This window comes from Xanthomonas theicola, assembly GCF_014236795.1.
GTDB lineage: Bacteria > Pseudomonadota > Gammaproteobacteria > Xanthomonadales > Xanthomonadaceae > Xanthomonas_A > Xanthomonas_A theicola.
The window spans coordinates 4,226,210-4,246,742 of the sequence record NZ_CP049017.1; the positions used below are offsets into that span (position 1 = coordinate 4,226,210).

The 20,533-nt window shown below is 66.2% G+C and carries 15 protein-coding genes, 1 pseudogene and 1 CRISPR repeat array; of the genes and pseudogenes, 9 read left to right on the forward strand and 7 right to left on the reverse strand.

Going from position 1 to position 20,533, the window contains the following annotated elements:
- Positions 1–41: 41 nt before the first annotated feature.
- A complete protein-coding gene (locus G4Q83_RS19800; RefSeq protein ID WP_128420440.1) occupies positions 42–2,273 on the reverse strand; it encodes an NADP-dependent isocitrate dehydrogenase in 2,232 nt (743 codons plus the stop codon).
- Positions 2,274–2,460: 187 nt separating this feature from the next.
- Between G4Q83_RS19800 and G4Q83_RS19805 the strand changes: the two genes are divergently transcribed.
- The gene (locus G4Q83_RS19805) at positions 2,461–4,158 is read left to right on the forward strand and encodes an SWIM zinc finger family protein (RefSeq protein ID WP_128420456.1); all 1,698 of its coding nucleotides are present in this window, start codon (positions 2,461–2,463) and stop codon (positions 4,156–4,158) included.
- Positions 4,159–4,306: 148 nt separating this feature from the next.
- Positions 4,307–6,601, forward strand: coding sequence for a CRISPR-associated endonuclease Cas3'' (locus G4Q83_RS19810; RefSeq protein WP_128420439.1), 2,295 nt, complete (start codon positions 4,307–4,309; stop codon positions 6,599–6,601).
- Positions 6,602–6,970: 369 nt separating this feature from the next.
- On the opposite strand, the gene G4Q83_RS19815 is transcribed toward G4Q83_RS19810, so the two are convergent.
- Both G4Q83_RS19815 and G4Q83_RS19820 read right to left on the reverse strand, forming a co-directional pair.
- Positions 6,971–7,954 (reverse strand): IS5 family transposase, encoded by a 984-nt coding sequence (locus G4Q83_RS19815; RefSeq protein WP_185817191.1) that lies wholly within the window; start codon positions 7,952–7,954, stop codon positions 6,971–6,973.
- Positions 7,955–8,136: 182 nt separating this feature from the next.
- Entirely contained in the window at positions 8,137–9,120 is a 984-nt protein-coding gene (locus tag G4Q83_RS19820) for an IS5 family transposase (protein WP_185817191.1), read from the reverse strand.
- Between the two features lie 177 nt (positions 9,121–9,297).
- On the opposite strand from G4Q83_RS19820, the gene cas5c reads away from it, so the two are divergent.
- The 6 genes from cas5c to cas2 are packed head-to-tail and all read left to right on the forward strand — an operon-like array spanning position 9,298 to position 14,681.
- Complete coding sequence (gene cas5c / locus G4Q83_RS19825) at positions 9,298–9,972, forward strand: type I-C CRISPR-associated protein Cas5c (protein ID WP_128420947.1); 675 nt, start codon at positions 9,298–9,300, stop codon at positions 9,970–9,972.
- On the forward strand, positions 9,969–11,810 hold the full coding sequence (gene cas8c / locus G4Q83_RS19830; RefSeq protein ID WP_128420946.1) for a type I-C CRISPR-associated protein Cas8c/Csd1: 1,842 nt from the start codon (positions 9,969–9,971) through the stop codon (positions 11,808–11,810). Before cas5c ends, cas8c begins: the two co-directional genes overlap by 4 nt.
- Positions 11,807–12,673, forward strand: coding sequence for a type I-C CRISPR-associated protein Cas7/Csd2 (gene cas7c / locus G4Q83_RS19835; RefSeq protein WP_128420945.1), 867 nt, complete (start codon positions 11,807–11,809; stop codon positions 12,671–12,673). The genes cas8c and cas7c overlap by 4 nt, the downstream gene beginning before the upstream one ends.
- 32 nt (positions 12,674–12,705) lie before the next feature.
- Entirely contained in the window at positions 12,706–13,338 is a 633-nt protein-coding gene (cas4, locus tag G4Q83_RS19840; RefSeq protein WP_128420944.1) for a CRISPR-associated protein Cas4, read from the forward strand.
- Between the two features lie 2 nt (positions 13,339–13,340).
- Positions 13,341–14,375: a type I-C CRISPR-associated endonuclease Cas1c gene (gene cas1c / locus G4Q83_RS19845; protein ID WP_128420943.1), complete on the forward strand. Its 1,035-nt coding sequence runs from the start codon at positions 13,341–13,343 to the stop codon at positions 14,373–14,375.
- Between the two features lie 15 nt (positions 14,376–14,390).
- The gene (cas2, locus tag G4Q83_RS19850; RefSeq protein WP_128420942.1) at positions 14,391–14,681 is read left to right on the forward strand and encodes a CRISPR-associated endonuclease Cas2; all 291 of its coding nucleotides are present in this window, start codon (positions 14,391–14,393) and stop codon (positions 14,679–14,681) included.
- Positions 14,682–14,872: 191 nt separating this feature from the next.
- A CRISPR array of direct repeats spans positions 14,873–15,949; the repeat unit is 31 nt; unit sequence GTCGCGTCCTCACGGGCGCGTGGATTGAAAC.
- Positions 15,950–16,147: 198 nt separating this feature from the next.
- Here cas2 and G4Q83_RS19855 read toward each other — a convergent pair.
- From G4Q83_RS19855 to G4Q83_RS19870, 4 genes and pseudogenes are all read right to left on the reverse strand, one after another.
- On the reverse strand, positions 16,148–16,678 hold the full coding sequence (locus tag G4Q83_RS19855; RefSeq protein ID WP_128420941.1) for a hypothetical protein: 531 nt from the start codon (positions 16,676–16,678) through the stop codon (positions 16,148–16,150).
- 60 nt (positions 16,679–16,738) lie between these two features.
- Positions 16,739–17,032 (reverse strand): LysM peptidoglycan-binding domain-containing protein, encoded by a 294-nt coding sequence (locus G4Q83_RS19860; protein WP_128420940.1) that lies wholly within the window; start codon positions 17,030–17,032, stop codon positions 16,739–16,741.
- 105 nt (positions 17,033–17,137) lie between these two features.
- On the reverse strand, positions 17,138–17,956 hold the full coding sequence (gene queF, locus G4Q83_RS19865; RefSeq protein ID WP_128420939.1) for an NADPH-dependent 7-cyano-7-deazaguanine reductase QueF: 819 nt from the start codon (positions 17,954–17,956) through the stop codon (positions 17,138–17,140).
- A gap of 122 nt (positions 17,957–18,078) precedes the next feature.
- Positions 18,079–18,984 (reverse strand): annotated as a pseudogene (locus G4Q83_RS19870) (M20/M25/M40 family metallo-hydrolase).
- Between the two features lie 278 nt (positions 18,985–19,262).
- Here G4Q83_RS19870 and G4Q83_RS19875 point away from each other — a divergent pair.
- Positions 19,263–20,474: an efflux RND transporter periplasmic adaptor subunit gene (locus G4Q83_RS19875; RefSeq protein WP_128420937.1), complete on the forward strand. Its 1,212-nt coding sequence runs from the start codon at positions 19,263–19,265 to the stop codon at positions 20,472–20,474.
- The last annotated feature ends 59 nt before the right edge of the window (positions 20,475–20,533 follow it).

Sequence of the window (20,533 nt, forward strand, 5' to 3'; positions counted from 1 at the left end):
CGCTGCCGATGTGCGCGGCAGCGGGCGCGGGACGGCGCGCATTACGCCGACAGCGTCTCCAGCGCGGCGTTGAACGTCGCGCTCGGCCGCATCGCCGCGCTGACCAGGGCCAGGTTCGGGCGGTAGTAGCCCTGGATGTCGACCGGCCTGCCCTGCACGCCGTTGAGCTCGGCGACGATGGTCGCCTCGTGCTCGGCCAGCCGCTTGGCCAGCGGGGCGAAACGCGCCTTCAGCGCCGGGGCCTCGTCCTGCGCGGCCAGCGCCTGCGCCCAGTACAGAGCCAGATAGAAGTGGCTGCCGCGGTTGTCCAGTTCGCCGACCTTGCGCGAGGGCGACTTGTCGTTGTCCAGGAACTGGCCGTTGGCCTGGTCCAGGGTCCGCGCCAGCACGCCGATGCCGACGTTGTGCTCGCGCTGGCCCAGATGCTCCAGCGAGGCGGCCAGGGCCAGGAACTCGCCCAGCGAATCCCAGCGCAGGTAGTTCTCTGCGACGAACTGCTGCACGTGCTTGGGCGCCGAACCGCCGGCGCCGGTCTCGAACAGGCCGCCGCCGGCCATCAGCGGCACGATCGACAGCATCTTGGCGCTGGTGCCCAGCTCCATGATCGGGAACAGGTCGGTCAGGTAGTCGCGCAGCACGTTGCCGGTGACCGAGATGGTGTCCTCGCCCTTGCGGATGCGCTGCAGCGAGAACGCGGTCGCCTCCACCGGCGGCAGGATGCGGATGTCCAGGCCCTTGGTGTCGTGGTCCTGCAGGTAGCGCTCCACCTTCTGGATCATCAGCGCATCGTGTGCGCGCTGCGGATCCAGCCAGAACACCGCCGGGGTATCGCTCAGGCGCGCGCGGCTGACCGCCAGCTTGACCCAATCCTGGATCGGCGCGTCCTTGACCTGGCACATGCGCCAGAGGTCGCCGGCCTCGACCGCATGCTCGAGCAGCACCTTGCCGCCGGCGTCGCAGACCCGCACCGTGCCGGCGGCGGCGATCTGGAAGGTCTTGTCGTGCGAGCCGTATTCCTCGGCCTTCTGCGCCATCAGGCCGACGTTGGGCACGCTGCCCATCGTCGCCGGATCCAACGCGCCGTGCCGCTTGCAGTCCTCGATCACCGCCTGGTACACGCCGGCGTAGCAGCGGTCCGGGATCAGCGCCTTGGTGTCCTGCAGCTTGCCGTCGGCATTCCACATCTTGCCCGAGTCGCGGATCATCGCCGGCATCGACGCATCGACGATCACGTCGCTGGGCACGTGCAGGTTGGTGATGCCCTTGTCGGAGTCGACCATCGCCAGCGCCGGGCGCTGCGCGTACACCGCCTGCAGATCGGCCTCGATCTGCGCGCGTTGCTGCGCCGGCAGCGTGGCGATGCGCGCGTACAGGTCGCCGATGCCGTTGTTCGGATCGAAACCGACCTGCTTCAGCGCCTCGGAATGCGTGTCCAGCACGTCCTGGTAGAACGCGCCGACCACCACGCCGAACATGATCGGGTCGGAGACCTTCATCATCGTCGCCTTCAGGTGCAGCGAGAACAGCACGCCCTGCTGCCTGGCATCGGCGATCTGCGCCTGCACGAAAGCGGCCAGCGCGCGCTTGCTCATCACCGCCGCGTCGATGATCTCGCCGGCCTGCACCGCGGTCTCTTCCTTCAGCACCGCGACCGTGCCGTCGTCGCCGACCAGTTCGATCCTGACGCTGCCGGCTTGTCCGATCAGCGCCGAGCGCTCGCTGCCGTAGAAATCGCCGGCATCCATGTGCGCCACGTGCGACTTCGAATCCGCGCTCCACGCCCCCATGCGATGCGGGTGTTTGCGCGCGTAGCGCTTCACCGACAGCGGCGCGCGGCGGTCGGAATTGCCTTCGCGCAGCACCGGATTGACCGCACTGCCCTTGACCCGGTCGTAGCGGGCCTTGGCCTCTTTCTCCTTGGCGTCCTTCGGCTCGTCCGCATAGTCCGGCAGCGCGTAGCCCTGCTGCTGCAATTCCTTGATCGCGGCCTTGAGCTGCGGCACCGAGGCGCTGATGTTGGGCAGCTTGACGATATTGGCCTGCGGCGTGGTCGCCAGCTGGCCCAGCTCGGCCAGGTCGTCGGCGATTTTCTGGTCGTCGTTCAAGTAGTCGGGGAACTGCGCGATCAGGCGGCCGGCCAGCGAGATGTCGCGGGTTTCCACGACGATGCCGGCGGTCCCGGCGAAGGCGGCGACGATCGGCAGCAGCGACTGCGTCGCCAGGGACGGGGCTTCGTCGGTGAGCGTGTACAGGATCTTGGGCGTGTTCGACATGGCGCGCTGGATGACCTCTGGGAAGGGAGGAACCGCCGACAGTACGGTCAAGTACGTTGCCGACGGATTTTTCGGCGCCGGGACGGGCCCGGCATTGGCCCGCCATTGTCGCGTTTCTTATCCCTGCGGGCAAAAACCTATCGGCACGGCCTTCATCAAGGACCGAGGTTGCTCCAGAATGCGGAAGATGACGTCCGCCTTCTCCGCAGCGCAAATCGACCGCCGCTTCCTGCTTGGCATCACCGAGCGTCGCTATTACGAGCGAGGCTTGGCCTATGCCGAAGAAGAACGCGTGGCGCTTCGCAGCATGGAACCGCTGTGCGTCAGCGCGCAGGTCAGCGGCAGCGAAACCTACAGCGTGCAGCTGGCCTGGCGCGACTGCGCCCTGCACGGCCGTTGCGATTGCCCGATAGGCCAGCAGGAGGAATTCTGCAAGCATCAGGTCGCCGTTGCGCTGACCTGGGCGCGCGCAGTCGCCAACGGCGGCGCACCACTTCACGACGGGCGCAGCAAGGCCACGTCCGCCGCCGAGAATTCCGAGCAGCGACTGCGCCATTGGCTGGCAACCCGATCGCCGCAAGAAATGCAGGCGCTGATGATGGAATTGGCCGACACCGACCGCGACGTGCGCCGGCTGCTGCTGAGCCGCGCACAGTTATCCAGCGCACCGCCGCAGGATTGGCGCAAGGCGGTATCGACCCTGATCGGGCGCAAACGTTTCATGGACCATCACGACAGCATTGCATATGCCAAGCGGCTTGCATCGCTGCCCGCATTGCTCGAACAGGCGCGGCAGCGCGATCCAGTGGCGGCGCTGGACCTGCACGAATACGCGTTCAAGCGCCTGGTGAGCATTTACCAGGACTGCGACGATTCCGGCGGTCACATCGGCCAGCGCCTGCACGCGCTCGCACAGGCTCACCCAGAAGCGGCCAAGGCCGCCGGCGCAACGAACCTTGGCAAGCGCGTGTTCGAGTTGCACATGCTCGACGAATGGGGCTTGCTGCCGCCACTGCAGGAATATGCCGCACTGCTCGGCAGCGCCGGCATCGCCTTGCTGGAACGCGCTGCGCTGCAGACCCTGCACGCGAACACGGCCGACAGCGCAAAACGCCTGGCGGCCGAGTCCCTGCTCGAAGACACGGCACGCTGCGGCGGCAGCGTGGAGTCGATGCTGCAATGGTTTGCCAGCCGCTGCAGCAGCGGCTGGGACCATCTGGAGATGACGCGGCGCTGCGCCGAACATGGTCGCGAACGGCAGGCACTCGACTGGCTGGAGCGCGGCGCCAAAGCGCATCCGACGGATCCGCGCATCCTGACCGAACTGGCCCAGGCCTACACGCGTGATGGTTTCCCCGAAGATGCGTTGGAACTGAGCTGGAAGGCCTATCTGCTGCAACCGGAGGAATCCACCTACCTGGCGCTGCGCAAGGCCGCACTGGCGCTCGGCCAATGGGAGCGGTGGCGCGAACGTGCACTGCAGGCAGCGGACGATGGATCGCCGCATTCTCTCGTCGACGCATCTGACACCCGCATCCACTTGCTGCTGGCCGAAGGCCAGGCGCATCGCGCCCTGGATCTGGCCAAAGACACGACCTTGAAACTGGCGCTGCACACCTGGGAACGGCTACTGCCGGAAGCCGAGACGCTGGATCCGCCAACCGCCCTGCGCATCTGCCGCACCTTGGTCGAGGCCTACGTGGCGCGCACCAATCGCCAGAACTACCTGATCGCGCTGGACGTGCTCCCTACCATGCGAGGTTTGCATCAGCGCCAGGACAGCCTGGCCGCATTCGACAGCTACCTGGTGCAACTGCGGAAAACCCATCGCGCCAAACGCAGCTTCATCGAGTTGCTGGACAAGCGGTTTCCGGCGGCCAAGTAACCGTCGTTGGCGGACAGGCGTCCGCGGCAGCAGAAACGTCGGCGGACCAGAGCATCATTTGTCTCCACCACGCGCGCGTGGCCGGCGTAGGCTTGCCGCATCGCCGGCTGCACCGGCGCGGCCGTCATGGAATGGACACAGGGGACGCATGGGGTTCTACGCGCATTCGACTGGACGACAGGATCGCAGCGACTGGCAACGGCTGGCCGACCATCTTCTCGGCGTCGGCGAACTTGCCGCCGGGCATGCCCGGCCCTTCGGGGGTCACTTGTTGGCCCGCGTCGCCGGACGGCTGCACGACGTGGGCAAGTACACCGAGAAGTTCCAGGCCCGGCTGGAAGGCGACCCTGCCCGTGTGGACCATGCCACCTGGGGCGCGCGAATTGCCTGCGCGCACTACGGAAGCCTGGGTACGCTGATCGCCTACGGCATCGCCGGCCACCACGCCGGGCTGGCCGATGGACGACCTGGGCACGCGGCGCAGTCGCGCCCTTCGCTGCACGAGCGCTTGTCGGAGGACTATCGCGAGCGCGAACTGCCGCCGCTGCTGCCGGACTGGAAACGGGAATTGACGCTGCCGGCCGAGTTGACATTCCCGGAGGGTTTCGCTGGCCATCCGCAGTTGGAGCGTCGTCCCTTCCAACTCTCCCTGCTCGCCCGGATGCTGTTCTCCTGCCTGGTCGATGCCGATTTCGCCGACACCGACGACTTCTACCGGCACCTGGAAGGTCGTCCATCGCGCGCGCAGGAAACCCGTGCTCGGCCCACGCTTGCACAATTGCGCGAACGTCTGGATGCACACCTGGCCGGGTTTCCCCACGAAGGCGGCATCAACCCGCTGCGCGCGCGGATCCTGCGCGAGGTCCGCGCCAAGGCCGGCATGCGCCCCGGCCTGTTCTCGCTCACCGTGCCCACCGGCGGCGGCAAGACTCTGGCCTCGCTGGCGTTCGCACTGGACCACGCCATCGCGCATGCGCAGCGCCACGGCCTGCGCCGGGTGATCTACGTGATTCCGTTCACCAGCATCGTCGAACAGACCGTGCAGGTGTTCCGCCATGCGCTGGGCGTACAGGACCGCGACGATGTGGTACTGGAGCACCATAGCGCCTTCTTCGACGATCCGTCTGCCGCCCCGCAGGCGATCGCCAAGCGCAGGCTGGCAATGGAGAACTGGGATGCGCCGATCGTGGTCACCACCGCGGTGCAGTTCTTCGAGAGCCTGTTCGCCGACCGGCCCGCGCGCTGCCGCAAGCTGCACAACATCGCCGGCAGCGTGGTGGTCCTGGACGAGGCGCAGACCCTGCCGCACACGCTGCTACGCCCCTGCGTGGCGCTGCTGGACGAACTGGCGCGCAACTACCGGGTCAGCCCGGTGCTGTGCACCGCGACCCAGCCGGCGCTGCGCCAGGACCAGGGTTTCGCCGGCGGCCTGGAACACGTACAGGAACTGGTGGACGATCCACCGGCGCTGTATGCACAGCTGCGACGCGTCCACGTGCGCCACGTCGGCATGCTCGACGACGACGCGCTGGCCGACCACCTTCGGCGGCGCGAACAGGTGCTGTGCATCGTCAACAACCGCCGCCACGCCCGCAACCTGTTCGATGCGATCGCCGACCAACCGGGTGCGCGCCACTTGACCACGTTGATGCACGCACGCCACCGCAGCGCGGTGCTGGCCGGCCTGCGCGAGGACCTGAAGGCCGGCCGGCCGTGCCGGCTGGCCGCATCGAGCCTGATCGAGGCCGGAGTCGATATCAGCTTCCCGGCCGTACTGCGTGCCGAGGCCGGCCTGGATTCCATCGCCCAGGCGGCCGGCCGCTGCAACCGCGAGGGCCGGCGAGCGGCCGATGCCAGCCCGGTGCTGGTCTTCACGCCGGCCAATCCCGACTGGGCGCCGCCGAAAGAACTGGAACTGTTCGCGGAGGTCTTCCGCAGCGTCGAGCGCGCGCACCGTGACGACCTGCTGTCGATGGAGGCGGTCGCCGCCTACTTCGGGGAGCTTTATCGCCGCCTGGGCGACGGCCGGCTCGACCGCCAGGACCTGCTCGGCCTGCTGCGCGACGCCGGCATCGACGGCCTGCCGCTGGACACGCTGGCGCGGAAGTTCAAGCTGATCCGCAGCACGATGCGGCCGCTGATCGTGCCCTACGCGCCAGGCAGCGACGAGGAGGTGCCTGAGGTCGCCGACAGCCTGCGCCAGCTCGAATACGCCGAGCAAGTGGGCGTGGCCGGCGCCGCCCGCCGACTGCAACCGTGGCTGGTACAGGTGCCCGAACAGGCCTACAAGGCGCTGTGGCAGGCCGATGCCATCGCCGCGGTCGCGCCGTCGCGCTATGGAGAGCAGTTCGTGCGGCTGGTCGATCCGCGCCTGTACGACGCGCGGTTCGGGCTGCATTGGGACAGCCCGCAGTTCCTGGATGCGGAAAAGAGCGTTTGGTAGCTGCCATGAAAATTATTCCAGTTACAATGCATTAAAAGCCCGAGTAGGCTTGCCTGGCTCAACACGCTAAGCAGGCGGCCAACCATGTCTAGATCGCAAAAGAAAAAACCCGAATCAAATTACTCGGTCAACTTGAGCTCGGACATAAAAGGCAGCGAGAAACCTGCGATTTGGCCATGGGCTATTGTCGTTCTCACTGCTCTGGTGGATGGATCACCGTGGACAGGACAACTATTGATAAGCTGTTCTTATTAAGGATAGTCTGATCAACGCGGTCGGAGGATGAGGCAAGCCATATCGACCACGCCCACGGCGCTCAGACCCTCGGTTTTTCGCCGTTTCCGGCGCATTTCCGGGGTATTTCCCGGATTACAGGCACACCCTCCCCACGACAGGCAGCAACTGCTTTCGCTTCAGCCACAGGTTCGACAGCGCAAACAGCGTCAGCACTTGCGCCGTGTTCTTCGCCAGGCCGCGATAGCGCACCTTGACGTAGCCAAACTGGCGCTTGATCACCCGGAACGGATGCTCCACCTTCGCCCTCAGGCTGGCCTTGGCGTGCTCCCAGCGCTGTGCCCACTTCAATTCGCGCTTGCTCTTGATCTGCTTCAGCTTCGAGGGCTTCTCCGCGATCAGATAGCGCAGCTTGCGCTTGCTCGCCATCTCCTCGCGCTTGGCCAGCCCGGTGTAGCCGCTGTCGCCGCATACCGTGTCTTCCTTGCCGTGCAGCAGCTTGTGCGCCTGGGTGATATCTGCGGCGTTGGCCGCCGTGCATTCCAAGTGGTGCACCAGCCCGGACTCATCGTCCACGCCGATGTGCGCTTTCATCCCGAAGTAGTACTGATTGCCCTTCTTGGTCTGGTGCATTTCCGGGTCGCGCTCGCCGTTCTTGTTCTTGGTCGAGCTGGGCGCGGCAATGATCGTGGCGTCCACGATGGTGCCGCCGCGCAGGCTCTGGCCCTTGCGCGATAGGTGCGCGTTGACCCGGTTGAACAGCGTGCGCGCCAGATCGTGCGTCTCCAGCAACCGGCGGAAGTTGAGGATCGTGGTCTCGTCCGGCACCTCATCCAACCCGCCGATCCTGGCGAAACGGCGCATCGACGCCGTGTCGTACAAGGCTTCTTCCGCGCCCGGGTCGCTCAGTGCGTACCACTGCTGCAGAAAGTGGATGCGCAGCATTGTCTCCAGCGGGTACGGCTGACGGCCCGGATGGCCCGACTTCGGATAGTGCGGCGCGATCAGCGCCAGCAGGTCTTTCCACGGCACCACCTGATCCATCTCGGCCAGCAACCTTTCGCGCCGCGTCTGCTTGCGCTTGCCGTTGTACTCCGCGTCGCCGAAAGACAATTGCATCGTCGTTGTCCTGTTGGGCTTTGTACGATTGTCGCAGGATCAGAGGGAGTTGTTCAGACCATCCTTAAGGATAGTCTGATCAACGCGGTCGGAGGATGAGGCAAGCCATATCGACCACGCCCACGGCGCTCAGACCCTCGGTTTTTCGCCGTTTCCGGCGCATTTCCGGGGTATTTCCCGGATTACAGGCACACCCTCCCCACGACAGGCAGCAACTGCTTTCGCTTCAGCCACAGGTTCGACAGCGCAAACAGCGTCAGCACTTGCGCCGTGTTCTTCGCCAGGCCGCGATAGCGCACCTTGACGTAGCCAAACTGGCGCTTGATCACCCGGAACGGATGCTCCACCTTCGCCCTCAGGCTGGCCTTGGCGTGCTCCCAGCGCTGTGCCCACTTCAATTCGCGCTTGCTCTTGATCTGCTTCAGCTTCGAGGGCTTCTCCGCGATCAGATAGCGCAGCTTGCGCTTGCTCGCCATCTCCTCGCGCTTGGCCAGCCCGGTGTAGCCGCTGTCGCCGCATACCGTGTCTTCCTTGCCGTGCAGCAGCTTGTGCGCCTGGGTGATATCTGCGGCGTTGGCCGCCGTGCATTCCAAGTGGTGCACCAGCCCGGACTCATCGTCCACGCCGATGTGCGCTTTCATCCCGAAGTAGTACTGATTGCCCTTCTTGGTCTGGTGCATTTCCGGGTCGCGCTCGCCGTTCTTGTTCTTGGTCGAGCTGGGCGCGGCAATGATCGTGGCGTCCACGATGGTGCCGCCGCGCAGGCTCTGGCCCTTGCGCGATAGGTGCGCGTTGACCCGGTTGAACAGCGTGCGCGCCAGATCGTGCGTCTCCAGCAACCGGCGGAAGTTGAGGATCGTGGTCTCGTCCGGCACCTCATCCAACCCGCCGATCCTGGCGAAACGGCGCATCGACGCCGTGTCGTACAAGGCTTCTTCCGCGCCCGGGTCGCTCAGTGCGTACCACTGCTGCAGAAAGTGGATGCGCAGCATTGTCTCCAGCGGGTACGGCTGACGGCCCGGATGGCCCGACTTCGGATAGTGCGGCGCGATCAGCGCCAGCAGGTCTTTCCACGGCACCACCTGATCCATCTCGGCCAGCAACCTTTCGCGCCGCGTCTGCTTGCGCTTGCCGTTGTACTCCGCGTCGCCGAAAGACAATTGCATCGTCGTTGTCCTGTTGGGCTTTGTACGATTGTCGCAGGATCAGAGGGAGTTGTTCAGACCATCCTTAAGAGAACGTGGATTGAAATTAATGTAGTGCGACTGGAGTGAAAACGCCCCTCTCCATCTTGGAGAGGGGCATTCCGTGAAAGCACGCCCTTGTGGGCGAGGGGAACAAGGATGAGTTACGGAGTCAGGCTCCACGTTTGGGGCGAGCGGGCGCTGTTCACGCGCCCGGAGATGAAAGTAGAGCGGGTCTCGTACGATATCATCACGCCATCGGCGGCGCGCGGCATCCTGGAAGCCATCCACTGGAAGCCGGCGATCCGCTGGGTGGTGGACGGCATCCAGGTACTCAAGCCGATCCGCTTCGAATCGATCCGCCGCAACGAGGTCGGCAGCAAACTGTCGGCGGCCAGCGTGAGCAAGGCCATCAAGGCCGGGCGCACCGAGACGCTGGTCGGCTACGTCGAGGAGGACCGTCAACAGCGTGCTGCCACCATCCTGCGTGAGGTGGGTTACGTGATCGCCGCACACTTCGCGCTGACCGACAAGGCCGGCCCCGACGACAACGTCGGCAAGCACCTGGACATTTTCAACCGCCGCGCGCGGCGCGGGCAGTGCTTTCAGGCGCCGTGCCTGGGCACGCGCGAATTCCCGGCCAGCTTCGCGTTGATCGAGGACACCGATGCCGTGCCGGCCACCGACCCCGCGCTGGCCGGCGAACGCGACCTGGGCTGGATGCTGCACGACATCGACTTCGCCGGCGGCATGACGCCACGCTTCTTCCGCGCACGCATGGTCGATGGCCGGGTCGAAGTGCCGCCACCGGGCCACGGCGAGGTGCGCGCATGATCCTGTCCGCCCTTACCGAGTATTACCAGCGCTTGCTGGACGATCCCGAATCGGGCATCGCCGCACCCGGCTACAGCCAGGAGAAGATCGGCTACGCGATCGTCCTGGCCGCCGACGGCCGCGTCCTGGCCGTGGAGGACGAACACGACTACGACGGCAAGAAACGGATCGCCAAGGCGTTGAGCGTGCCGCAGCCGGAAAAGCGGACTGTGGCCATCAAATCCAACTTCCTGTGGGACAAGACCAGTTACGCACTCGGCGTCAGCGCCAACAGCAAGCGCAGCGAACAGGAGCACGCGGCATTCAAGGAAATGCACCAGCAGGCGTTGGGCGGCAGCGACGATCCCGGCCTGCGAGCGCTGCTGGCGTTCCTCGACACGTGGGCGGCCGCGCAATTCGCGGAGCATCCGCAGTTCGCACGGCACGGCGAGGCGCTGCCGGATGCCAACGTGGTGTTCCGCCTGGATGGCGACACCGGCTATCTGCACCAGCGCGTCGCCGCACGCGCCGCCTGGGAACGGCAGCAAGGCCAAGGCGCCGACGGCGCATCCGGCATCTGCCTGGTCAGCGGAGAACACGCACCACTGGCGCGGCTGCATCCGGCGATCAAGGGCGTCAACGGTGCGCAAAGTTCCGGCGCGTCGATCGTCTCGTTCAATCTCGACGCTTTCACCTCCTACGGCAAGAGCCAGGGCGAAAACGCCCCGGTCTCCGAGCAGGCCGCCTTCGCCTATACCACCGCACTCAACCACCTGCTGAGGCGCGACCCGCACAATCGGCAGCGGCTGCAGATCGGCGACTCCACGGTGGTGTTCTGGGCGCAGGCCAAGACGACCGTGCAGGCCAGGGGCGCCGAGGACCTGATCGCCGATTTCCTGCGTGGCGGCGAAGCCGAAGACCCCTTAATCGCCAACGGCCAGGTCACTCAGCGTCTGCAGCTCGCACTGAAGCAGGTGCAACAGGCTCGCCCCTTGCGCGAAGTGGATGCCACGCTGGACGACGAGGCGCGCATCTTCGTGCTCGGCCTGGCTCCGAACGCCTCGCGCCTGTCGATCCGCTTCTGGGAAACGCAGACGCTGGCCGGCTTCGCTCGGCGCCTGGCCGACCACTACCACGACCTCGCCCTGCAGCCGTCGGCCTGGAAGCGCCCGCCCACGCCGCAATTCCTCGCCCTGCAGACCGCCCCGGTGTACGGAGAGCATGGCAAGCCCAAGGCCGAGGACGTCTCGCCGCTGTTGGCCGGTGAGCTGACCCGGGCGATCCTCGCCGGCGCGCGCTATCCGCGCAGCCTGCTGGGCGCCATCGTCATGCGCTTCCGCGCCGACGGGCAGGTCAACCCGCTGCGTGTGGCGTTGTGCCGGGCCGTACTGGCGCGCGAGGCGCGTTTGGATATGCAACAAGGACTGTCATCCACCAAAGGAGAACCCCCCGTGAGTCTCGATACCACCAATACCGATCCGGGCTATCTGCTGGGCCGGCTATTCTCGTCGCTGGAGAATCTGCAACGCGCCGCACTGGGTGGGCAGGTCAACGCCACCATCCGCGATCGCTATTACGGCGCCGCCTCGGCGGCCCCGGCCAGCATCTTCCCGGTGCTGCTGCGCAGCGCGCAGAACCACTTCGGCAAGCTGCGCAAGGACAAGGCCGGCCTGTCTGTGAACCTGGAAAAAGAGATCGGCCAGATCATCGACGCGCTTCCCACCAGCTTCCCCCGTGCGCTTCCGATCGAAGAGCAAGGCCGCTTCGCGATCGGCTACTACCACCAGACCCAGGCGCGCTTCGCCCGCACCGACGGCCAGGACGCCCCCGACACCGCTTCCGAAGGAGATCACGCATGAGCGCCATTGCCCACCGCTACGAGTTCGTCTACCTGTTCGACGTGACCAACGGCAACCCCAACGGCGATCCGGACGCCGGCAACCTGCCGCGCCTGGACCCGGAGACCAACCGCGGGCTGGTCACCGACGTGGCGCTCAAGCGCAAGATCCGCAACTACGTCGCGCTGGAGAAGGAGAGCGAGCCCGGCTACACGATCTACATGCAGGAAAAGTCGGTGCTGAACAACCAGCACAAGCAAGCCTACGCCGCGCTCGGCATCGAACATGAAGCCAAGAAGCCGCCCAAGGACGAGGCCAAGGCGCGCGAACTGACCGCCTGGATGTGCAAGAACTTCTTCGACGTGCGCACTTTCGGCGCGGTGATGACCACCGAGGTCAATAGTGGCCAGGTGCGCGGTCCTGTGCAATTGGCCTTCGCCAGCTCGGTTGAACCGGTGCTGCCGCTGGAGGTGTCGATCACCCGCGTGGCAGTGACCAACGAGAAGGATCTGGAGAAGGAGCGCACCATGGGCCGCAAGCACATCCTGCCCTACGGCTTGTATCGCACCCACGGCTTCGTCTCGGCCAAACTGGCCGAACGCACCGGTTTCTCCGAGGACGACCTACAACTGCTGTGGCGCGCGCTGACCCATCTGTTCGAGCACGACCGCTCCGCCGCGCGCGGCGAGATGGCCGCACGCAAGCTGATCGTATTCGAACACGAAAACGCCATGGGCAACGCACCGGCACACCTGCTGTTCGACAAGGTCAAGGTGACCCGCGTGGACGGCCAGGCCGACAGCCCGGCGCGAAGCTTTGCCGATTACAGGGTCGAGATCGACCGAACCATGCCGACCGGTGTCTCCGTCGCCGAAATGTTCTGAAATGTTCTGACAACCGCAGGAGAGCGGGAACCATGGACGACGAAGACCTGATCCCGCTCTCCGCCCTCCAGCACTACTTGTATTGCCCGCGCCAGTGCGCGCTGATCCATGTGGAACGGCAATGGGCGGAGAACCGGCTGACCGCCGAGGGCCGGCTGTTGCACCAGCGCGCCGATGCGCCACAGACCGCGCGCAGGCGCGGCGTGCGCACGGTCACCGCAATGCCGCTGCTGGCGCTGGAACTGGGCATCACCGGCAAGGCCGATGTGGTCGAATTCCATCGCGATGGCGACGGCGAATTCGCCTTCCCGGTGGAGTACAAGCGCGGCCGGCCGAAGGCGCATCGGGCCGACGAGGTGCAATTGTGCGCGCAGGCCTTGTGCCTGGAGCACATGCTGGGCCATCCCGTCGCCGCCGGCGCCCTGTTCTATGGACAGACGCGGCGGCGCAAGGATGTCGCCTTCGACCGAGCGCTGCGCGAGCTGACCCTCCGCACCGTCGCCGAAACCCGCGCAATGCTGTCGTCCGGCGCCACGCCGAGCGCGCGCTACGACGCGCGGCGCTGCGAGGCCTGTTCCCTGATCGACCTGTGCCAACCGCGATTGCTCGGCCGCGGCAGCGTCGAAGATTGGTTGCGCCAGCAGTTCGAAGCCGAGGAGGAGTGACGATGCGCCGCCAACTCAACACCCTCTACGCCACCACCGACGGCGCCTGGTTGCGCAAGGACGGCGCCAACGTCGTGATGGAGGTCGAGCGCCAGGAACGCGCCCGACTGCCCGTACACATGCTGGAAAGCATGGTCTGCATCGGCCGGGTCGCGGTATCGCCGCAGTTGCTGGGCTTCTGTTCCGAACAGGGCATCAGCATCTGCTACCTGACGCCGCAGGGCCGCTTCCTGGCGCGTGTCGAAGGCCCGGTCTCCGGCAACGTGCTGTTGCGCCGCGAACAGTACCGGCGCAGCGACGATCCTGCGCGTTGCGCCGCCGTCGTCCGCAACTTGCTGGCGGGAAAGGTCCACAATCAACGCGCCGTGCTGGCCCGTGGTTGGCGTGACCATGGCGACCGGCTCACCGACGTGACCGCCTTTCAGCACGCGCTCAAGCGGCTCAAGCGCATCCCGCAACGCATCCTCGGCGAGACCAGCGTGGACGTGCTGCGCGGCCTGGAAGGCGAGGCCGCCCAATCCTATTTCGGCGTGTTCGACCAACTCATACGTGCCGACGCGCCGGTGCTGCGCTTCGGCGGCCGCAATCGCCGCCCGCCGCGCGACGCATTCAATGCCCTGCTCTCGTTTCTCTACACCTTGCTCACCCACGATTGCCGTTCCGCCCTGGAGACAGTCGGCCTGGATCCGGCAGTCGGGTTCCTGCACAGGGACCGCCCGGGGCGGCCCAGCCTGGCCCTGGACCTGGCGGAGGAATTCAGGCCATTGCTCGGCGAGCGCCTGGCGTTGTCGCTGATCAATCGCCGTCAATTGAACGAACGTGACTTCCAGATCTTCGACAACGGCGCTGTCCTGCTGAAGGACGATGCCCGCAAGACCGTTCTGGTGGCCTACCAGGAACGCAAGCGCGAACAACTCCAGCACGCCTTCCTCGGCGAGAAGGTGGATATCGGCTTGCTGCCTTTCGTCCAGGCCCAGTTGCTGGCCCGACACCTGCGTGGCGACCTGGATGGCTATCCCCCCTTTTTCTGGAAATGAAAAGGCCACTACGCCATGATGATTCTGGTCAGCTACGATGTCAGCACCAGCTCTCCCGGCGGCGAAAAAAGATTGCGCAAGGTCGCCAAAGCGTGCCGTGACCTTGGCCAGCGCGTGCAGTTCTCTGTCTTCGAAATCGAAGTAGAGCCTGCGCAATGGGCCGCATTGCGGCAGCGTCTATGCGACCTGATCGATCAGGATGTCGACAGCCTGCGCTTCTACCACCTCGGTGCAAGATGGGAAGCCCGCGTGGAGCACGTCGGCGCCAAGCCCAGCCTGGACCTCAAAGGCCCGCTGATCTTCTGACGCGAACCGCAAGCGACTGGGGAAAGCCTGGTAGGTTCGCGGATCATCACAACACTTTGATTTTAAAGTAAAATATATCAACTCTTCCGTTCATTTCACGTGCACGGCAGCTCAATTCGATTGCGTCTTCGAAGGGTTCCGCACAAGTGCGGACTTTTTCTCAACACCTATCAGCACTTATGCTCAGGGGGGTCGCGTCCTCACGGGCGCGTGGATTGAAACAACTGGAACAGCCGGATCCACAAGAGCGCGCTGATGTCGCGTCCTCACGGGCGCGTGGATTGAAACCGCACCGGCCGCACCGCCGCCCACGGGGTCCGTGTCGCGTCCTCACGGGCGCGTGGATTGAAACTACCGGTACAGGACCACCGCCCGCAAGTTACAAGTCGCGTCCTCACGGGCGCGTGGATTGAAACGGTCTGGACTGCCGTAACATAAAGTCACCGCGGGGTCGCGTCCTCACGGGCGCGTGGATTGAAACGCAGTGGCTGCGAAAGACCACGCATTACGGTCAGTCGCGTCCTCACGGGCGCGTGGATTGAAACAGGTCGGCCGTGACCGCACAGAAGTTGGCGCTCAGGTCGCGTCCTCACGGGCGCGTGGATTGAAACATCGTCCGCGTCGGCTATGCGCCGGCCGCATCTTGTCGCGTCCTCACGGGCGCGTGGATTGAAACACGTCGATCCGGTTGTACGCTTCGCACTCGTCCCAGTCGCGTCCTCACGGGCGCGTGGATTGAAACGCGACGAATGCCTGCCCACTGCTGACGTGCGTTGCGTCGCGTCCTCACGGGCGCGTGGATTGAAACTTCGCCGGCTGGAGCAAGGAGGTCGGCGGCATCGCGTCGCGTCCTCACGGGCGCGTGGATTGAAACTGGTGCAAGGCCGCACCCTCGTTGACGTATGCGAGTCGCGTCCTCACGGGCGCGTGGATTGAAACCGCAACGAGGACATGCTGTTCGAGTTCCCCGGCCGTCGCGTCCTCACGGGCGCGTGGATTGAAACCTTTGCCGCATTGACACTAGGCTCGACCTTGCTGGGGTCGCGTCCTCACGGGCGCGTGGATTGAAACCCGCTCAACGCCGACGGCACCATCCCTGCAAAACGTCGCGTCCTCACGGGCGCGTGGATTGAAACACGTCGGACATCGTCTCGTAGCCGATCACACGTGCGTCGCGTCCTAACGGGCGCGTGGATTGAAACTCGACGACCAACGCAGACCTGATCAAAACCGCCCGGTCGTGTCCTCATCGGCGCATGGATCGAAACGATGGAGTAGGCGCTCATGCTCATGCGATCGCAGTCTCCGAACCGCGCCCGCACAAGCCTATGGAGAAACCAATTTCCATCCATTCTTTCAAAAAAGGACGCAGCCTTGCGGCTGCGCCCAGCGTGCCGCGCCGGCCGGGAGAGAGGCGGCAGGCGCGATCCGTTACTGCGGCATCGCTTACTGATGCACGATGCGCGTCATTTGACTTCGAATTGCTGCGGGGTACCGGCCGGCTTGCCGTCCACGGTGACTTCGGCCTTGTACGTGCCGGCCGGCCAGCCCTTGGCATTGGTGAACTCGAAGTTGGTGGTCTCCGCCCCGGCAGTGGTCAGCGTCTCGCTACGCTCGCCAGCGGTCTGGCCGTCCTGGAACAGCAGCTTGGCGCCGATGCTGGTGTTGGTGGACGAGCCCTCGGTCTTCACCGAGACGATGATCTTGTCCTTGCTGGCCAGCGTGGTCAGCGGGGCCACGGTCTTGTCGGCGCCGGCGGTGTTGCCCACGGTCACCGCGGAGACTGTCGCGGTGCCGGCGCTGGCGGCGGCGGGCGCAGTCTGCTCGGGTGTCTTGCCGACGTCGGCCGGGCCCGGCATCGCCTCGGCCGGCGCGGACGAGGTCGGATCCTGCGTCGCGTTCTGGTTCTGGTCCTGTTTCTTGCAACCGGCCAGCGCTAGCGTGCCGACCAAGGCCAGCAGCAGCGGCGATGTCAGCGTCTTGGAATGGATCTTCATGTGGGTGGGGCTCCTTGGATGGTAATGGCTGGATCGCGAACGCTGCGGCCGCGGCGCGCGCTAGGCGCGGGCGGGCAGCTTCAGAGTCTGTCCGGGGTAGAGCTTGTCCGGGTCGTCGAGCACGTCGCGGTTGGCCTCGAAGATGCGGACCCAGGCGTTGCCGTCGCCGTAATGCAGCTTGGCGATCTTGGACAGGGAGTCGCCCTGCTTGACCACGTAGACCTGCTGCACCTGCTCGGCAGTGCTGTCCACGTGCACTTGCACCGCGGAAAAATCCGCCTTCGGCGCGACCTCGGCGGTGCTGTCCACTTTGACGGTGACCGCCGAGAAATCGGCGCGCTTGTCGCTGTTCATCGCATGTGGCTCCGTGCGTAGATGGGACGCTGCCACAGTTGCACATGATTTGTTAAAAGCGGATCGCGCAGCCGTGAACGGCGTTGCCGCGATTCAGGCGGTGCGCTACTGGCGCGGATCGCGGTGGAAAGCGATCGGCCCGGCCACGTCGGGCGTGGCGCGCCAAGGATTGATGTCCAGGCCGCCGCGGCGCGTGTAGCGCGCCTCGACCTGCAGCGACTGCGGCCGGCAGCGCGTCATCAGGTCGTGGAAGATCCGCTCCACGCACTGCTCGTGGAAGCCGGCATGTTCGCGGAAGCTGACCAGGTAGCGCAGCAGGCCCTCGCGGTCGATGCGGCCGCCGCGGTAGCGCAGGTACAGCGTGGCCCAGTCGGGCTGGCCGGTGACCGGGCAGTTGGACTTGAGCAGTTCGCTGCGCAGCGTCTCCTCGACGATGTCTTCCGCCGCGGCGAGCAGGAACTGCGCCCGCGGCGGGCCGTAGCAGTCGATGGCGATGTCCAGCGCGTCCAGCGAGTCGCCTTCGCCGAGCGGGTCGACCGGCGGCAGCCCGAATTCCATGGTCGCGTCGGCGCCGGTGCGCGCCGACAGGTCGGTGACGATGCAGGTGCGCAGCGCTTCGGCGCTGTTGAAGCGCATCGCGTTGAGTGAATTGAGATAGAGCTTGAGCGACTTGGATTCGATCAGTTGCGGCGAGCTGCACGGCACCAGCAGGGTGGCGGTGGCGATGCAGGGCTTGCCGCGCGCGTCCAGCCAACCCAGTTCGTAGGCATGCCAGCGATCGAGGCCGTAGAACGGCAGCGGCGCGGCGTCCAGGCCGATCTCGGCGCGGCCGCCGGCGCGCGGAATCGGGAACAGCAGCGCGGGATCGTAGTGCGAGGGATATGCGACCTCGCGGCCGAGACTGGAATCCTGGGGGGTGTTCATGCCGGCCAGTCTAACGGGCACGGTCTGGCTGGTAGATATACGAAACGCGGGAATTGGGGATTGGCAAAAGCGGCGACCTCGGGCGCCGGCATCTCCGTCAATCCCCAATTCCGAATCCCCGATCACGGCTTCATATGCAAATAATCCAGCCACACCTGCAACAGCGCACGCAGGCCGACGTGCAGCGCCGACTCGTCGAGCAGGAACTGCGGCGAGTGGTTGCTCGGTGCGGTCGCCGGATCGATGCCGGGACCGATGGCGCCGACGAACAAGGACAGCGACGGCACCTGCCGCGGATAGAACGAGACGTCCTCCGCGCCCATCCGCAGCGGCGGCTCGTCGACGTTGTCGGCGCCGACCACCGCCTGCAGGCTGGGCAGCATCGTGGCGGTCAGCGCCGGGTCGTCGACCGTGGCCGGGTTGCCGTCCTGGTCGGGCACGTGCGCCTCGGCCTTGGCGCGCTGGGCTGCGGCGTGTTCGGCGACCGCCTTCAGGCCGGCGAAGATCTGCTGACGCATGCCCTCGAAGGCGCCGATGGTGCCGGCCATCGCCACGTCGTCGGGAATGATGTTGTAGCGGATGCCGGCCTTGAACGCGCCGAAGCTGTTGGCATGGGCGTCGTGGCCGCAGCTGTGCATGACCCCGACGGTCTCGCCGCGGTACTCACCGGTGGCCTCGGAGGCGAACGCCAGGTCGGTCTGCTCGGACCGGCCGCGCGTCCATGTCCGCCGCAGGGCGATCCTGAGCCCCGGCAGCGCGCCCTTGATGATCGCCACCACGCCATGGCGGGCGATGCCGGTCTGCGGCTTCAGGCCCAGCGCGCGCACGCGCTCGGCGACCTTGGCGGCGGTACCCGCCTCGTAGTTGGACAGTGTCGGGTGCTGGTGGAAGTCGCATCGCCAGTGGACCAGCTTGGCGTGCAGTTCGGCCGCCGCGGCGGCTACTTCCGGGCGTTCGGCAGACTGGGCGCAGGCCAGCGCGGACACGGCGGGCAGCATCGCGGACAGCAGGCGGGACAGGCGCGGCATGGGCGGATCTTCGTGACGTTTGGCGGGGTGTTCAGTCTTCAGCATTGGCGCCGGTCTGGCAGCGCCCGGAGCCGCCGCCGTGGAAAATCCCTTTTCAATCCGTGTCAACCGCCGCCGCGCCGGTGCGTTGGCGCTGTCGGCGATGGAGGCGGCAGGCGTGCGCTCTGTCCCTTCAGTCATGCTCCAATCGCAGCACGCCGGCGATATGCTTCACCGCTTGTCGCACCAGCCATTGCGGGAGGGTCCCCCACCCCGCCTCGCCACAGGAGTTCCCCCGGATGTCGCGTTTCTGGAAGATTGCGCTGCTGGTCGTCGCAGCGGTGGTCATCGTGGTGGTGGGGGCGCGTCTGCTGCGCGGCGGCAGTGCGCACGGACAGGACGGCGCGGCCGACGATTCCCCGATCCCGGTCACCGTGGTCGCCGCCGCCAGCCAGGCGGTGCCGATCTACGCCACCGCCACCGGTACGGTGACCGCGCTGAACACGGTCGCCGTCAACCCGCAGGTCGGCGGCCAACTGATGAGCCTGAACTTCCGCGAAGGCCAGGAAGTGAAGAAGGGCGAGCTGCTGGCGCAGATCGACCCGCGCTCGCTGCAGGCCAGCTACGACCAGGCGGCGGCGAGCAAGCGCCAGAACCAGGCGCTGCTGGCCACCGCCCGCTCCACCTTCCAGCGCTCCGATTCGCCGGCCTACCGCCAGTACGTGGCCAAGACCGACCTGGACACCCAGCGCAACCAGGTGGCGCAGTACGAGGCCGCGGTTGCCGCCAACGACGCGCAGATGCGCGCGGCGCAGGTGCAACTGCAGTACACCCGCATCCTTGCCCCGATCGACGGCATCACCGGCCTGCGCGGCGTGGACGTGGGCAACATCGTCAGCGCCAGCAGCAGCATCGTCACCATCACCCAGATCCATCCGATCTACGTGGTGTTCAACCTGGCCGAGCGCGAACTGCAGGGCCTGCGCGAGGCGCAGGCAAGCGGCCCGCTGACGGTCGCGGCGCTGGACCGCACCGACGCGCACGTGATCGCCGGCGACGGCCGGGTCGACGTGGTCGACAACCAGATCAGCAGCGATACCGGCACCTTCAAGGTCCGCGCCGAGTTCCCCAACGGCGACAATGCGCTGTGGCCGGGCCAGTTCGTCAACGTGCGGCTGACCCTGCGCACGCTGGCCGGCGGCGTGGTGGTGCCGACCCAGGCGGTGCAGCGCGGCCCCGACGGCGACTATGTGTACGTGGTGCAGGGCGACGACACGGTCAAGATGCAGACGGTCAGGCAGGGCGTGGAAGTGGGCGACAGCCAGGTGCAGCTGGCGCAGGGTCTGAAGGCTGGCGAGCGGGTGGTCAGCGAAGGCCAGTTCCGGCTCAAGCCGGGCAGCAAGGTCATCGCGCTGAAGCCGGGCGAGGCGCCGCCGCAGCCGAGCGAGGCCGAACTGAAGGCGGCCGAGAGCAAGCAGCGCGGCAGCCGCGGCGGCGGCGGGCCGCGCTGAGGCCAGGCGCGCCGCGGCTTCAGCGCGGCGCCCGCTGCAGATCGACCCGCTCCCTCCCG